Below are 15052 nucleotides of genomic sequence, written 5' to 3'. Positions count from 1 at the left end.
CATTCGTCCTAAAAGAGCACCATGCACGCTGAGACCATCATTGTTGATATGAGCACCGTCAGCATTGCCGGCGTCACGCTGGCTGCGGACCTGTCGGGCGCCTTGTATTGGGAAGAGCAGAAACTTCTCGTGGTGTCCGACCTGCATCTCGAAAAGGGCTCGAGCTATGCCAACCGCGGCGTGTTGCTGCCGCCTTACGACACCATCGCCACGCTCGGTCGCCTCGGTGCGGTGATCGCGCGTCACGATCCGCGCATCGTGATTGCGCTCGGCGACAGCTTCCACGACCGTGACGCCCATGAGCGGTTGTCTCCGGCCAATCGCGAGGTGCTGTCCGCATTGCAGATGCGCCGTGACTGGATCTGGATATCAGGCAATCACGATCCCGCATTGCCGCCAGATCTTGGCGGCACCGTCGCAGACGAGGTCGCCATCGGCCCGATCACCTTCCGTCATGAGCCGACTGGTGCTGCAGGCGAGATTGCCGGTCACCTGCATCCAAAGGCGCGCGTCAGCACACGCGGTCGCGCCGTCGAACGTCGTTGTTTTGCGAGCGATGGCGCCCGTGCGGTGATGCCGGCCTTCGGCGCCTATGCCGGCGGGCTCAACATCCGCGATGCGGCATTCGCGCGGATCTTCCAGACCCTTGGCTTTGTTGCCCATGTGCTCGGCGACCGGCGTATGCACGCCATTGCTGCCTCGCGCTGCTGCTAGAGCAACATTTCATACATCGTCGTTCTACCCGTCCAGGAGAAGGCGGACCTGCGGGATTTCCAGGATGGCAGACTCCTTTGCGGGGCGCTCGTTGACGAGATGGCCAATGAGGTCCTCCGTCGTCGAGCCACGGGTCAGCATCAGGCACGTCGCATTGTCGGCGCGCGTTGCGTGCCAAACGCCGGCGCGCATGCAGATTCCGACGCCAGGAGACAAACGATAAGCTCGGAGGGTCGACAGGTCAGGCGTCTGGTTTGCGTCACTCAAGCAAAGGACCTGAACGATCTCTTTCGTGAGAGGCACGACCGCCTGTTGGGTCAGGTGATGGACTTCAAGCTTTGAGACAAGCGGATTGTTGTCACGATACTCGACCCACAGGACCTCGGTGTTGCCTCCCGTGCCGGGATCAAAGAAGTGTTCGTGCCAGAAATCGCTCGCCGGGCTTCGAAAACCGACCGCATCTTTTTTGAGCAGATCGGTTTTGCCGAGCACCCATCCGAAGGGCTCGAACGACGTGGGACTCAGAGCCTCGACAGTAACAGCGTTGGATGTCGGCATGGAGGGCTCCTGAGGCTCGTGTCCGAAGCATGGCTTCCACGGCCTTGCAAACCGACGAGCATTTAAAAGAAAGAGCGGCCTTACGCCGCCTTCGCCTGCACGCTATCGCAGAACTCGGCGAGGTGGTCGGCAAGCCGCAGCGTTGCCGGGCTCGCGTCGGGCGCGGCCATCAGCGTCACTTCAGTCTGGTCGATCGGCGCGAAGCCTTCCTTCGCTGTCAGAATGCGATGATCGGCCTGGATAGCCATGTCGGACAGGATGCTGAGGCCAAGTCCGGCGGCGACCGCGGCCTGGATGCCGGCGAGGCCGGAGCTCGTATAGGCCATATGCCAGCTGCGGCCTGCCGCCTCGATGGCATGGATCGCGCGGGTCCGGTAAAGGCAGCCGGCGGGAAAGCCGATCAACGGGACCGACCGGATGGCGGGGTCGATCGGATGCGCCTTGCTCGTGACCCAATGGATCCGCTCGGGCCACACCGCAATGCCACCTTTCTCACCGGCGGCGCGCTTGAACAGTGCCAGGTCGAGTTCGCCGCGTTCGAGATCGCGGCGCAAATACGTGCTTTGGTCGGCGCGCACGTCGAGCCGCAAGCCGGGCCGCGACCGCGAAAAATTCGCCAGCAATTCGGTCAGGCGATAGGCCGCGAAATCCTCGGGGATGCCGAGCCTGACAGCGCCTTCATTGGTCGGGCGCGCCAGTACGTCGCGAGCTTCCTCCGCCAGCGCCAGCAGTCGTCGCGCATAGGACAGCAGCCGCTCGCCGGCTTCGGTCGGGGTCACGTCCTTGCCGGCGCGGTTCAGCAGCGGCTGGCCGATATCCTCTTCCAGTCGCTTGATTTGCTGGCTGACGGTGGATTGGGTGCGGTGAACGCGCTCGCCGGCGCGGGTAAAGCCGCGGGCATCGACCACCGAGACGAAGCTGCGCAGGAGTTCGAGATCCAGCATCGGCTGTCCATTCGTTTTTCAACTGACAACAAGTATATCATTTAATTTCCAAATGGGAAGGCGGGCGCATAGACCGGTGGCAAAGGAGATTTCCGATGTCCCTCGCGCCGTCAGTCGCGGTTCCTCGTGCCGCCTTCAATCCGCTGCCGATCTATATCGGCATCTTCTGTCTGCTTTGGAGTTTCTCCTTCGTCGCAGGGAAGATCGCCGTCACCGATTGCCCGCCGCTCATTCTGCTCGCCGCGCGGTTCTCGCTCGCTGGTGTTCTGATCCTTGGCATTTCCGCCTTGCGCCGCGGTGCCTGGTCGCTGTCCTGGCGCGATGTCGCGGCCTACGCCGTCATCGGCCTGGCCAATAACGCGCTGTATCTCGGCCTCGGCTATACCGGCCTGCAAACCATCTCCGCCGGTCTCGGCGGCCTGGTCGTCAGCGCAAACCCGGTATTTACAGCCGTGTTCGCAGCACTGTTGCTGAAGGAGCCGCTCACCGGACGCAAGGTCGCCGGGCTCTTGCTCGGCATCGCCGGCGTCGCCTCGATCGTCTGGCACCGCATATCGGTGGGCACCGACAGCGCGCAGGGCATCGTATTCACGCTGGCATCGCTCGCTTCCATCGTGACTGGGACGATCCTGTTCAAGCTGCTGGCACCCAAGGGCAGCCTGTGGCTCGGCAACGGCGTGCAGAATCTTGTGGCCGGCGTGGTGCTGATCCCGGTGGCGCTCACGTTTTCCGATATTGGCGCGATCGTGCCGAGTGCGCGATTGATCGCTTCGTTTGCATTCCTGACATTGGGCGGTTCTATCCTCGGCTATCTGCTGTGGTTTCATCTCCTGAAGACCTGCGGCGCCACCGCTGCCAGCGCCTATCACTTCCTGATGCCGCCACTCGGCATGCTGTTCGCCTGGATGGTGCTCGGCGAGCATGTCGAAAGTCGTGATCTCCTGGGGATCGTCCCGGTCGCCCTCGGTATCTATCTCGTCACCAGACCGGCCGCTTCACCAGCCCCCCTGCGACAGGAGTAGTTCATGTCCCTCACTATCACCCTGATCGGCGGCCCCACCGCGCTGATTGAAATCGACGGGTTCCGGTTGCTCACCGATCCGACCTTCGATCATCCGGGCGCTTACAAGCTGCCGCATGTCACGCTGGAAAAACTCGTCGGCCCCGCGATCTCCGCCGCGCAAGTCGGCGCGGTTGATGTGGTGCTGCTCAGTCACGATCAGCACTCCGACAATCTTGACAATTCCGGGCGCGATTTCCTGCGTCACGCGCCGCGCGTGCTGACAACCATTGCGGGCGCCAAGCGCCTCGGTGGGGATGTTGAAGGTCTCGCGCCATGGGACAGCACCGAGCTTACCGGTAAGGATGGTCACTCGCTGACGATCACCGCGACCCCGGCGCGTCATGGCCCGGCCGGCATCGAGCCGCTGTCGGGCGATGTCATCGGATTCGTGCTGAGCTCGCACGCGCCGGGGAGCAGGCCGATCTACATTACAGGCGACACCGTCTGGTTCGACGGCGTCGCCGAGGTCGCGCGGCGTTTTCCGGCCGGCGTGGTACTGCCCTTCGCCGGCGCGGCGCAAACCCGCGGGCCATTCCACCTCACCATGGACACCAACGACACGATCGAGACGGCGCGCGCATTTCCCGATGCGACGATTGTGCCGGTGCACACCGACGGATGGGCGCATTTCAAACAGAGTGCCGGCGACCTGCGCGCATCCTTCGACACGCTCGGCTTCGGTGCCCGTCTGCGTATCCTCGAACCGGGTGTGCGGACCTTGATCTAGCCCATTGCCAGTCCCTGCTTCGGAACGTTAGCTGCGACGGCACGTTGCCGAGCGGTGAGATGGCAGGGATCAGATGTCGGACCAGTCCAGCGAGAAGCCTGATGATCAGGAGGGAGAAGCTACTGGTCCGAAAGGCTTTCTGAAACGGCTTGGTCCTGGTCTGATCACCGGCGCTTCCGACGACGATCCGTCCGGCATCGGCACCTATAGCCAGGCCGGGGCGCAGCTCGGCTACGGCATCGGCTGGACCATGCTGTTGACCTTTCCGCTGATGGTCGCAATCCAGGAAATTTCCGGACGCGTTGGCAGCGTGACCGGTCGTGGCATTTCCGGCAATGTCTGCCGGCACTATCCGGCATCGCTGCTGCACCTCATCGTGTCGCTGCTGTTCATCGCCAACACGATCAACATCGCGGCCGATCTCGGCGCCATGGCCGATGCCACCAAGCTGCTCGTCGGCGGTCACGGCATCATCTATGTCGTTCTGTTCGGCGCGCTCTCGGTGGGCGCGCAGATTTTCTTCGATTACAAGCGCTATGTCTCGGTGCTGAAGTGGCTGACGCTCTGCCTGTTCTCCTATGTCGCCGCGCTTGCGGTCGTGAAGGTCGACTGGAGCGCGGCTCTCACAGGCATCCTGCTGCCGCAAATCACCTGGAGCGGCTCGTATCTCACCACCATAGTCGCCATTCTCGGGACGACGATTTCGCCATATCTGTTCTTCTGGCAGGCCTCGCAGGAGGCGGAGGACGAACGTATCGATCCCGCCAAAGCTCCGTTGATCGAGAGGCCGATTGGTGCCGCGATGGAGTTTTCGCGCATTCGGGCCGACACGATCGTCGGCATGGCGTTCTCCAACCTGATCGCGCTGTCGATCATCATTACGGCTGCGGCCACGCTCAATGCCTCCGGCAAGACGGATATCGAGACCTCGGCGCAGGCGGCTGAAGCCTTGCGGCCGATCGCCGGAGTATTCGCGGAATGGATATTTGCGCTGGGCATCGTCGGTACCGGTCTGCTGGCGATCCCGGTACTCGCGGGCTCGACTGCTTATGCTGTGGGCGAAGGTCAGCGCTGGCTTGTCGGACTCGATCGCAAGCCGCGCGAGGCCGTGGCGTTCTACGCGGTGCTGGCACTGTCCGCGGTGATCGGGATCGCGCTGAATTTCACCTCGATCAACCCGATCTCGGCGCTGTACTGGAGCGCCGTCATCAACGGCGTTCTGGCAGTGCCGGTGATGGTGCTGCTGATGGTGATGTCACGCCGCAAGGATGTGATGGGCGATTTTGTGATCAAGGGGCCGTTGCACTGGCTCGGTTGGCTGTCGACTGCAGCAATGGCCGTGAGTGTGGTGGCGATGATGGTGGGGATATTTTTGTAGCGCGCAGAATCCTCAACCGTCATTGCGAGGAGCGAAGCGACGCGGCAATCCAGAAGGCCACAAGCGAAGGAAGACTGGATTGCTTCGTCGCAAGGGCTCCTCGCAATGACGGCGGTGAGAGTAGAGTTCAATCCCGCCTGAACACGATCGACGCAGCCCACCCAGACATCAGCGCCATCGCGGCGGTGAGCAGCCCGTAGATGAAACCGTGATTGCGCGCGGCATTGGCGACGAACTGCTCGAAGCCGACCTTGACGATATCGAACGCCGTCTCCGCTTTCGAGATCAGCGCACCGTCGGCGAACAGTTTGATCTCGACATCGTAGGTTCCAATGGGGACTTCGGCGGGCAGCGGAATGCTGGTTCGGAACAGCGTCGGTGTCAGGAATGTCACCGCTGAGGTCTCCTCGCGATACAGTCCGTGTTCCTTGCGCAGTCGTACAAAGGCGCTCCGGAACGGGTCTGTGGCCACGACGTCCGCATAGTCGGTGCCGACGCGCTGGGTCAGCAGGACGTTATTGATTCCGAGCTGCTGGCGGCGCTGTACGTCGGCAGGTGCGATAGCGTCCATAGGACGGTTGGAAAACACGGCGAGATAGGACGGCACCTGCAGGAACTGGCGCGAATCCGTGTTGATCCAGATGCCGAAGCGGCGCTCCTTGCGCCGGGTCATGAGGTCGGTGCGCGGCCCGTTGACGGTGACGACGAGATTGTAGTTGTTGCGGCCGGGCGGTGTCTTGTCGTCTTTCTCGACAGCGCCGAACAGCACCAGTTCCTCGCCGGCATAATTCGGCGTCACGGTCACGCGATGGTTCGACACCGAGACGATCAGCTGTTCGGCGCGGGCCGGGGCGAGCATTCCGATGCCGAGTGCGGCGATGATCGGGAGCGCGCGTATCATGGAGCGACGCCTCCGGTATCGCGGATCGTGAACAGATCTGCGGGGCGAACGACCAGTTCCACCGCGAAGCGGACGCCGACCGCCAGGATCAGCAGGCCCAGCAGCAGGCGCAAATGCTCGCCGCGAATCTTCTGCCCGGCGCGGGCGCCGAATTGTGCGCCGGTGACGCCGCCGACCATCAGGATGAGGGCCAGCACCGCATCGACCAGATGATTGGTGACGGCGTGCAGCAATGTCGCGATCACCATGGTGACCAGCGTCAGCACCATGGATGTGCCGATGACCGTCGAAGTTGGAATGCGCAACCAGTAGATCAGGATCGGGATCAGGATAAAGCTGCCGCCGATGCCCATCACGGCGCCGATGAAGCCGATCAGGAGGCCGACGGCGATCACCGGGATCACCGAAAGATAGATCTTGGAGCGCTTGAACCGCATCTTCAGCGGCAGGCCGTGAACCCAACTATGGCTGCCGGAACGGCGCAAGTTCACGGGATCACCGCGCCGTATGCGCAGCAGCGCGCGCAGGCCCTCCCAGAACATCAAGCTGCCGACGGCGGTGAGCAGGATCACATAGGACAGCGAGATGGTGAGGTCGAGCTGGCCGAGATTGCGCAGCTGCGTGAAGGCCCACACGCCGAGCGCCGTGCCGACCACGCCCCCGGTCAGAAGCACACTCGCAAGCGCGGGATCGATGGCGCGGCGTCGCCAGTAGGACAGCGCGCCGGAGAAAGACGAGGCTGCAATGTGGCTTGCCACTGACGCGACCGACACCGCGGGGGCGATGCCGACGAAAATCAGCAGCGGTGTCATCAGGAAGCCGCCGCCGATCCCGAACATGCCGGAGACGAAGCCGACCGCAGCGCCCATCGCCAGGATGAGCAACACATTGATCGGAATGTCGGCGATCGGGAGATACAGTTGCACGCGCGTTCGCTTCGGAATTCTGGCCCTGAGTTGGGCCGAAACCGCTCATGGCGTGGTTCTGGAGGCGGCGCGGATTGCGAGCCGCGTCCTCGTCTTAGACGATATCGTCCGTTGATGGGATTAAAGAATTCGGTAAAGGCGCGGTTTTCCGCCTCTACCGATGAGGCACCTTTCAAGGTGGTAAATTTTGTTGGGCCAGGCGCAGGCCGGGGGTATCACGACTTCCTGGCCGGATCGGTGACGAGGTTCATGGCGGCGGCCTCGCTGGTGCCGAGCCAGCGGATTTTCTCGGTGGCTGACATCGCCTCGACGACCGACGAGGCGACGCCCATCTTGGTCATGTAGCTGAGCACATAGCCCATGGTGCGCTGTGCCGAAGCGGTGGGGTCAGCGCCCGGCTTGGGCGACACGAAGCGGTGAACGCCCAGCCGTGAGCCCTCGACGCCGATGCGGGCCTTGCCGCCGGCATAGGTCATCACGCAGGCGCTGGCGCAGTAGGACGGTTTGATGCGGCCCGCCGAATCCACCGTGCCCACGGCGGTGGTCAGCCCGCGCGCGCGGATGATCTCGCCCATGATGATGGCCTGGCCGACATTTCCGCCCGGAGACGACAGCAGCACGGTATCGCCGGGCGCGAGTTTGGCGTCATCGAGCTTTTCGCGAAACCAGCTCGCAGTGGCCGGGCCGATCTCGCCCGTGATCGCCAGCGCTGGACGGCCGCGGCCCGAATTGTCCGGATCGAGACTTCCGACCTCCGAAGACGACATGCTCGGCGAGACATAGAGGTCTTTCCAATAGGCCCAGGCCTCGGGTTTGGAGAGCTCCTGATAGGCCTGCGCACCGATGCCGCCGAATATCACGACCGCGAGTGCGACCGAGGGCCAGTTGAACCATTTGCTGTGCGGTGGCTCGGGCAGCGGGGGCTGCGGTGGGGCAGACGGCTCGGGGGGACGTGCGGCCCAGGGGTTGACCGTAGGGATCCCCGATGGACGTTCCGCGCCCCCCGATGTGTCGTCATTCCGAAAAGACAAATCAATTTCCTCGTCGTTCAGTCCGGCCCGGCGCGCACTTCACGGCGCCAAATTTGCTGAAGGTTTGTTGAGGAAATAAGACCGCCGGTTCGATCCGGCGGCCAGAAAAATCTGCCTTAGCGCGCAGCTCGCTTGCCCATCGATGCTTTCGCCCCGGCCTGTGCCGGCGTGGCATCCCAACCGCCCGCGGGAGTGGCCACGTTAATGGCGTCTTCGGGCTGGCCTTCCGGCGCGAAGGTCTGGACCGCCAGCCTGGCCGCGGCCAGCGACTGCGGATCGAGACGCTTGGCAATGTCATCGCGCTTGCGGCCGGCATCGACGTCGCCCTGGGAGGCGGCGAGGCTGAACCACTTGAAGCTCTCGGCGAGGTTCTGTTCGACGCCGATGCCGCGGGCATAGAGGATGCCGAGATTGAACTGGCTGTCGGCGACGCCGCGATCGGCGGCCTTGCGGAACCAGTACGACGCGCTCTTGTAGTTGGCGCCCTTGGTGCCGCCATCCGCATCGAGCACAGCGAGATTGTGCATCGCCTTGGCGTTACCACGGTCGGCGGCGAGCACGTAATAGCGGCGGGCGACGTCGAGATCCTTCTTCGCGCCGAGGCCCTTCTCGAACAGCGCGCCCAGGCGGAACATGGCCGGCACGACATTGGCCTGCGCCGCGCGGTCATACCACTTGGCGGCTTCGTCGTAGTTCTGCGCTACGCCCTTGCCCTCGGCATAGCGGACGCCGATTTCGAACGCGGCAGAGGCGTCGCCCTTGAGCGCCGCGTTGCGCAACGCGGTGCTGCCGATGGTCTCGGGCAGGCGCTCGCCGGCGGGGATGGAGGCTGTGGTGATCTTCTGACCGCTCGACGGCAACACCGGCCCGGCGGCACTGGCCTGCGGTGCGGCAATGCTGCCGGTCACGTCGGGCGACACATATGGCACGGGCGCGGCCTGTGGCACTGGCTGCGGCGCAGTCTCGACGGCGGCGGGTGGCGGTGCGATCAGCGATTGCTTGCCGATCGGGGTCGGCGACGTCATCGACGGCGCGGCCGGCACGGGAGCAGCGGGCTTGGTCAGGACCTCGGCCGGCTCGGGCGCGTTCAGCTGCAGCGGCGGTGCCGAGTGAATATTCTCGGCCAACGGCGCCGGCGCACCGCTGTCCAGCAGCGTCATCGCCATCTTGAACGAGCCGAGCACGATCACGACCACGCTGGCGCCGACCAGCAGTGAGCGGATCTTCGAGCCGATCGTGGAGGATGACTTTTCGCTATCGGCAAGCTGCGGCCCGGGTCTGGTGGCCTTCGATTTGTCGGTCCTGGATTTGTCAGACCTGGACTTGTCGTTGCCGGTTGCGGCGGCAGCCTGTGCGGCGCGACGCGCGGCAGCAATGAAACTCGACGCCGTGGCCTGTTCGGGGGCATCGACGGCGATTTCGCTGATAGCGTCTTCCGACGCGGCGATGCGTTCGGATGGCGATGCGCCGCGGCCCTGCGGACGCGTGCCGGGTTCGAGCGGATGATCTGGTGGCAGCGCCGGGTCAACCATCGGGCGCGGCGACGCACGCTCAGCAGCGGATGCAGACTGCGCGACTGGCTTTGGCGCGGGCGGAGGATCGAGAATGTCGCTGATCGCCTTCGGCATCGGGAAGGCCGATGCCGGTTCGTGCGAGATCGCAGTTGCCGCGAAGTCGCGCGGCGCGGCATCGAAGTGAACCTGCGGCGGACGCACCTCGACCTGCGACGGCGCAGCCTGTGGCTTCACCGGATTGGGCATCTGCGGGCGCGTCGGAGCAGGCACCGAAACATCTGGTGCAGTCGCGGGGCGCGAGGTCGGAGCGGGTGTTGCAACGGGCGCGGATTGCTTGGCAGGCGCGGCGCTGACCGCGCGCAGATCGCCCTCGATCCTTGCGAGGCGATCGACCACATGGCCGAGCGTGGAGTGTACGACCTCAAGCGAATCCTGCGTGTGGCGGTCGGTTTCCGACTGGCTGAAGCGCATGTCGGAGAGTTCGCGCTTGATCGTGTCGACCAGGCCGGGATCGATCGATGACGCCTTGCTGCGGGGATTGTCCAGCGCGGCGAACAGCGACTGCTGGCGTTCGAGATGGCGCAGGATGTCCTGCAGCCCGTCCTCGACACGGCCGAGATTGTTGCCGCGCGTATCGGTGATGCTCTCCATCCGCTCGAGCAGATAGGAGACGCGCTGTTCGAGATGCGCGAAGGCCGACGACGAGTCATTGCCCACCGGCATATGGTCGAGACGCTCGGACAGCGTCCGCAATGCGGTTTCCAGATGATCCGAGCTGGCCATGACAGCCGGGCGCTCGCGATTTTCCAGCGCTGCCGTCAACGTCATGATGCGCGCCTCGAGCGCGGCAAATGAATCGCTGTTGTCGGCGCGTGCGAGCTGATCGACCTTCGACGACAGCGTCTGCAGGTCGTCGCTGAGACGGCCGAGTGCTTCGTTGGAGGCGACGTTGGACACGATGGCGCGCAGCGCCGTGATCGCGCCTTGCAGCTGTTCCATGGTGCCGGGATCGTTGCTCGAGCGCACGATCAAGTCGATCTTGCCGCCGAGATTGCGGATCGCCTCGTCGAAGCCGGCGAGCTGTTCGGCCGGGGTCAGCGTGGTCAGCGTCTTGTGGATGTCGGCCAGTGCGCGTTCGAGATTGGCCAGTACGTCGCCGTCGATGCCGCTATGGCGGTTGTCGTCGATGCGGCGGCCGAGTTCACGGATCTCGTTCTCGATTGATTCAATCGCGCGACGCGGCATCGCTTCGGTGATGACGTTGCGGATCTCGGCGAGTTCGCCGCGGAAGGCCGCGATCGACTGCTCGATATTATTGTCCGGGCGCTGCAGCGCATCGATCTTTGTGGTGATCTGGAACAGCTGCCGCTCCAGGCCGGACATATCCGGCATGAAGCTCTGCGGCGGCGCGGCAGGCTGCGCATAAGGCGGCTGCACGAAGGACGGTGCAATGGGCGGCGTATTGCGCGGGGCCATGCGCGGCGTGCCGTCGAGTTCGCCCTGACGGGCCGCGATCTCGGCGATGGCGAAGTCCAGCGAAAACGGATCGATCGGCGATGAGGCGCTATAGACCTGATTGGCGGCGCGCTCGACCATATCGATGCGCGGCTGTTGCGGCGGCGCGGGGCGATATGTGGGCTCGCTGATCTGCGACAGGCGCGCATCGAGCCGTGAAATCGCATCATTGAGCTGGCGCGCGACGCCGGGCTCGCTGCTGCGTTGTGCAGGCTTCGAGAATAGTTCGATCTGCCGGGCAATGGCGTCGAGCCGCTCGTGGATTTCGACGACATCGGCAGCGTCGCGCTGCGGCAGCGCTGCGCGCGGGGTAAGGGGGCGTTCCTGGTCGCGCGGGCGTGCGTTGGGGGAGTTATAGCGCGGGGGAGCTTCGCCGATGGTCGAGTTCAGCCAGTCGCCCAGCGACATGCCGGCACGGCGCGCCGCAGCTTCGGCCCGCTCGCGAACCGATGGCTCAATCCCGTCAACACTCCACGATACGCGCGAATTCATGCTTTGGTCCGGTTCCGAGCTTGACGCCCACCAGCGCCTGCAGCCTCCCCCGCGCGTCCCATTGTGAAGACAATCGTAACGTGCGCGGGTCGTCTGCCTCTGATCCGGACTTTTCAGGGTTAGGGTAAATAACGGGTTAAGGATCGGGCTCGGCCAGCCTTAAAAGTTAACTCGCTGATACACTTGCGCCGATTTGCAGGTAGGATCGGATGTCTCTGGCTTTGGCGTCAGCGCGTAAACAGCGCACTCAAATCGTCGACATCCAGTTCGGTGATGGCGCTGTGGCGCGGATCCATCACCGCGGACTGGCCGATATAGGCCCAATAGAGAAACTCGGCGCGGGGCAGTGCCCGCTGGCTTTCGACCCCGGCTTCAATCAACCATTTCGCCATATAGCCGACGCGCCTGGCATCGACCGACGCGACCATTTTGGCGATGTCTGCGTCGGTCGAGGCCATGGCGCGGATGGCACGATCCAGGCTGCGGTCTTCGTTGAAGGCGAGCTTCATCAAATGGGTCAGACGTGCGGCACCCACGATCGACGTATCGATCCCCTCGATCACCTGATCGGTCGTCCGCTCCTGCCAGCGCTGCAGAAGCTGTAGTCGAAATTCAGATATGTCTTTGAAATGCCAATAGAAACTTCCGCGTGACACGTTTAGGCCGGTGGCCAGTGCGCCGACCCTCAGCGCGTCGGCGCCTTGCCGCGCGAGGATCCTCAGCCCGTGGTCGAGCCAGGCCGAGCGCGTCAGGCGGTCTTTGGTCAGTTGGTCATCCATTCCCCGACCATACACATGTGTATTGACGAAATCCACGCTCTGGCGTTAACGTCCATGCAGAAGTGTATGGAGCGGCACTGGCCGAACAGTGCCCGATGCGGGAGGGAGAGCCGATGAGCGTGAGCGGCCTCGATAGATGGTACAGCTTCATGCGGTCTCATGATCGGGCGATGCTGTGGGACCTGCTGCATCCGGACGCCGTGTTCGAAAGCCCGGTCGTGCATGCGCCGCAGCGGGGCCGTGAGATCGTGTTCAAGTATCTGACGACTGCAGAGAAAGTGCTGGGTGGCCCCGGCTTCGCCTACAAAGGCGAATGGCGCAGCGACAACGGCGCGGTGCTCGAATTCGAGAACGAGATCGAAGGCATCAAAATCAATGGCGTCGACATGATCACCTTCGCCGATGATGGACGCATTACCCACTTCAAGGTGATGGTCAGGCCGCTCAAGGCCATCAACCTGTTGCACCGGCTGATGGGCGAGGAATTGGCGCGGCAATGAGCCGCCAGCTGGTCTGCTTCGTCTCCGATAACAATTGCGTAAATCTGACACGGCGGCGCCGTATCATCCGATCAATCGAATTCAAACCGAGAGAATTCCATGCCCAGCTACAAAGCCCCGCTTGAAGACGTCGGCTTCCTGCTCAACGACGTGTTTCAGTTCGATCGCTACAACAATCTGCCCGGCTTTGCTGACGCGTCCGCCGATGTGCGCGAGGCGATTCTGGGCGAAGCCGCCAAGCTCAGCGAAGAAGTGCTGCAGCCGCTGAATCGCGTCGGCGACCTCGAAGGCTGCAAGCGCAACGACGACGGCAGCGTGACCACGCCGAAAGGCTTCAAGGAAGCCTACAAGCAGGTCGCCGAGGGCGGCTGGCTCGGCCTCTCGGCTCCCGCTGAATTCGGTGGCCAGGGTCTGCCGGTGACGCTGTCGCAGACCGTCGCCGAATTTCAGATCTCCGCCAATATGGCGTTCTCGATGTATGGCGGCCTCACCATGGGTGCGACCGCAGCACTCATCGTGCACGGCAAGCCCGAGCAGAAGTCGATGTTCCTGCCGAAGATGGTCGCCGGCGAATGGACCGGCACCATGAACCTCACCGAGCCGCATTGCGGCACGGATCTGGGTCTGCTGCGCACCAAGGCCGCGCCGCAGGCGGACGGCAGCTACAAGATTTCCGGCACCAAGATCTTCATCTCGGCCGGCGAGCACGACCTTGCCGACAATATCATCCATCTGGTGCTGGCCCGCATCGAGGGCGCACCAGCCGGCATCAAGGGCGTGTCGCTGTTCGTCGTGCCGAAGTTCCTGGTCAATGCCGATGGATCGATCGGCGCACGCAATGGCGTGATGTGCGGCTCGATCGAGCACAAGATGGGCATCCACGGCAATTCCACCTGCGTGATGAATTACGACGGCGCCACCGGCTGGCTGATCGGCGAAGAGAACAAGGGCATGCAGGGCATGTTCGTGATGATGAACGAAGCCCGCCTCGGCGTCGCCGTGCAGGGTCTCGCGCAGTCCGAAGTTGCCTATCAGAACGCGGTCGCCTATGCGAAGGACCGCCTGCAGGGCCGCTCGCTGACCGGGCCGAAGTCGCCGGACAAGCCGGCCGATTCGATCATGGTTCATCCGGACGTGCGCCGCACGCTACTCACCATCCGCGCCTTCAATGAAGCCGCCCGCGCGATGGTGGTGTGGACCGCGCTGAAGAGCGACGTCGCGCATCGCTCCGACGATCCGAAGGAGCGTCAGGCCGCCGACGATCACATGGGCCTGATGACACCGGTGCTGAAGGGTGTTTTGACTGACGGCGGTTTTGCCAACGCGGTCTCCGCGCAGCAGATGTTCGGTGGCCACGGCTATATCGCCGAATGGGGCATGGAGCAGTTCGTGCGCGACGCGCGTATTGCCATGATCTATGAAGGCGCCAACGGCATCCAGGCACTCGATCTGGTCGGCCGCAAGCTGCCGCGCGATGGCGGCCGTGCCGCGATGGCGTTCTTCGGCGAGGTCGGCGCATTTGCGAAGGAGCATGGCGCTGACGAAGCCATGAAGCCTTACATCGATCCGCTCTCGAATGCGCTCGGTCATCTGCAGCAGGCGACCATGTGGCTGATGAACAACGCCATGATGAAGCCCGACAACGCCGGTGCCGGCGCCACCGATTACATGCAGCTGTTCGGCCTCACCGCCTTCGCTTATATGTGGGCGAAGATGGCCAAGGTCGCGCAGGACAAGATTGCCGCCGATGGCGCGACACCTTATCTGACGACCAAGCTGGTCACCGGCCGCTTCTTCATGGAGCGGATGTTGCCCGAAACCGCACTCCATCTCGCCCGCATCCAGACCGGCAGCGCGACGACGATGGAGCTTCCGGCGGAAGCGTTCTAGTCACTATATGCGCCGTCATGCCCGGCCTTGTGCCGGGCATCCACGCCTTGGCGGCGCGCGAGAGAAGACGTGGATGGCCGGGACATCTAGCGAAGCCGCGCTTCGCGCTTTTGCCCCGGC

General features: G+C 63.6%; 13 protein-coding genes. 6 read left to right on the top strand and 7 right to left on the bottom strand.

Translation table 11 applies throughout. The annotated features are described in order from the left end of the window. Nucleotides 1-21 precede the first annotated feature (21 nt). Nucleotides 22-714: a ligase-associated DNA damage response endonuclease PdeM gene (gene pdeM / locus LPB73_RS23485; RefSeq protein WP_231078376.1), complete on the top strand. Its 693-nt coding sequence runs from the start codon at nt 22-24 to the stop codon at nt 712-714. 24 nt (nt 715-738) lie between these two features. Here the strand turns inward: pdeM and LPB73_RS23480 are convergent, their stop codons facing one another. After that, nucleotides 739-1272 carry an ureidoglycolate lyase gene (locus tag LPB73_RS23480; RefSeq protein WP_184513009.1) on the bottom strand — a complete coding sequence of 178 codons (534 nt, stop codon included), beginning with the start codon at nt 1270-1272 and terminating at the stop codon, nt 739-741. A gap of 80 nt (nt 1273-1352) precedes the next feature. Then, entirely contained in the window at nt 1353-2216 is an 864-nt protein-coding gene (locus tag LPB73_RS23475) for a LysR substrate-binding domain-containing protein (protein ID WP_231078375.1), read from the bottom strand. Nucleotides 2217-2311: 95 nt separating this feature from the next. Here LPB73_RS23475 and LPB73_RS23470 point away from each other — a divergent pair, with 95 nt between their 5' ends. From LPB73_RS23470 to LPB73_RS23460, 3 genes are all read left to right on the top strand, one after another. Beyond that, nucleotides 2312-3238, top strand: a complete 927-nt coding sequence (locus tag LPB73_RS23470) for a DMT family transporter (protein ID WP_231078374.1) — start codon at nt 2312-2314, stop codon at nt 3236-3238. A 3-nt stretch (nt 3239-3241) separates the two neighbouring features. Beyond that, entirely contained in the window at nt 3242-4006 is a 765-nt protein-coding gene (locus LPB73_RS23465) for an MBL fold metallo-hydrolase (protein ID WP_231078373.1), read from the top strand. Between the two features lie 73 nt (nt 4007-4079). Beyond that, entirely contained in the window at nt 4080-5384 is a 1305-nt protein-coding gene (locus LPB73_RS23460; protein WP_231078372.1) for an NRAMP family divalent metal transporter, read from the top strand. Nucleotides 5385-5511: 127 nt separating this feature from the next. On the opposite strand, the gene LPB73_RS23455 is transcribed toward LPB73_RS23460, so the two are convergent. The 5 genes from LPB73_RS23455 to LPB73_RS23435 all read right to left on the bottom strand — a co-directional run bounded on the left by LPB73_RS23455 (nt 5512) and on the right by LPB73_RS23435 (nt 12578). Next, complete coding sequence (locus LPB73_RS23455) at nt 5512-6285, bottom strand: TIGR02186 family protein (RefSeq protein WP_068737508.1); 774 nt, start codon at nt 6283-6285, stop codon at nt 5512-5514. Beyond that, nucleotides 6282-7211 carry a sulfite exporter TauE/SafE family protein gene (locus LPB73_RS23450; protein ID WP_093761694.1) on the bottom strand — a complete coding sequence of 310 codons (930 nt, stop codon included), beginning with the start codon at nt 7209-7211 and terminating at the stop codon, nt 6282-6284. Before LPB73_RS23450 ends, LPB73_RS23455 begins: the two co-directional genes overlap by 4 nt. A 215-nt stretch (nt 7212-7426) precedes the next feature. Further along, nucleotides 7427-8242, bottom strand: coding sequence for a hypothetical protein (locus tag LPB73_RS23445; protein WP_231078371.1), 816 nt, complete (start codon nt 8240-8242; stop codon nt 7427-7429). Between the two features lie 116 nt (nt 8243-8358). Further along, complete coding sequence (locus LPB73_RS23440; protein WP_231078370.1) at nt 8359-11763, bottom strand: tetratricopeptide repeat protein; 3405 nt, start codon at nt 11761-11763, stop codon at nt 8359-8361. A 227-nt stretch (nt 11764-11990) separates the two neighbouring features. Further along, a complete protein-coding gene (locus tag LPB73_RS23435) occupies nt 11991-12578 on the bottom strand; it encodes a TetR/AcrR family transcriptional regulator (protein WP_231078369.1) in 588 nt (195 codons plus the stop codon). Between the two features lie 77 nt (nt 12579-12655). On the opposite strand from LPB73_RS23435, the gene LPB73_RS23430 reads away from it, so the two are divergent. Beyond that, nucleotides 12656-13042: a nuclear transport factor 2 family protein gene (locus LPB73_RS23430; RefSeq protein WP_120288154.1), complete on the top strand. Its 387-nt coding sequence runs from the start codon at nt 12656-12658 to the stop codon at nt 13040-13042. Between the two features lie 99 nt (nt 13043-13141). Continuing rightward, on the top strand, nt 13142-14932 hold the full coding sequence (locus tag LPB73_RS23425) for an acyl-CoA dehydrogenase C-terminal domain-containing protein (RefSeq protein WP_231078368.1): 1791 nt from the start codon (nt 13142-13144) through the stop codon (nt 14930-14932). Nucleotides 14933-15052 lie beyond the last annotated feature (120 nt).

It is taken from the genome of Tardiphaga sp. 37S4, from assembly GCF_021044645.1.
GTDB classification, from domain to species: Bacteria; Pseudomonadota; Alphaproteobacteria; order Rhizobiales; family Xanthobacteraceae; genus Tardiphaga; species Tardiphaga robiniae.
This window is presented reverse-complemented; position numbering and strand designations above follow the sequence as displayed.

What these genes read in the sequence shown, in the direction of transcription:
- pdeM (WP_231078376.1), top strand. Translation starts at nt 22, where the DNA reads ATGCACGCTGAGACCATCATTGTTGATATGAGCACCGTCAGCATTGCC.
- LPB73_RS23480 (WP_184513009.1), bottom strand. Translation starts at nt 1,272, where the DNA reads ATGCCGACATCCAACGCTGTTACTGTCGAGGCTCTGAGTCCCACGTCG.
- LPB73_RS23475 (WP_231078375.1), bottom strand. Translation starts at nt 2,216, where the DNA reads ATGCTGGATCTCGAACTCCTGCGCAGCTTCGTCTCGGTGGTCGATGCC.
- LPB73_RS23470 (WP_231078374.1), top strand. Translation starts at nt 2,312, where the DNA reads ATGTCCCTCGCGCCGTCAGTCGCGGTTCCTCGTGCCGCCTTCAATCCG.
- LPB73_RS23465 (WP_231078373.1), top strand. Translation starts at nt 3,242, where the DNA reads ATGTCCCTCACTATCACCCTGATCGGCGGCCCCACCGCGCTGATTGAA.
- LPB73_RS23460 (WP_231078372.1), top strand. Translation starts at nt 4,080, where the DNA reads ATGTCGGACCAGTCCAGCGAGAAGCCTGATGATCAGGAGGGAGAAGCT.
- LPB73_RS23455 (WP_068737508.1), bottom strand. Translation starts at nt 6,285, where the DNA reads ATGATACGCGCGCTCCCGATCATCGCCGCACTCGGCATCGGAATGCTC.
- LPB73_RS23440 (WP_231078370.1), bottom strand. Translation starts at nt 11,763, where the DNA reads ATGAATTCGCGCGTATCGTGGAGTGTTGACGGGATTGAGCCATCGGTT.
- LPB73_RS23430 (WP_120288154.1), top strand. Translation starts at nt 12,656, where the DNA reads ATGAGCGTGAGCGGCCTCGATAGATGGTACAGCTTCATGCGGTCTCAT.
- LPB73_RS23425 (WP_231078368.1), top strand. Translation starts at nt 13,142, where the DNA reads ATGCCCAGCTACAAAGCCCCGCTTGAAGACGTCGGCTTCCTGCTCAAC.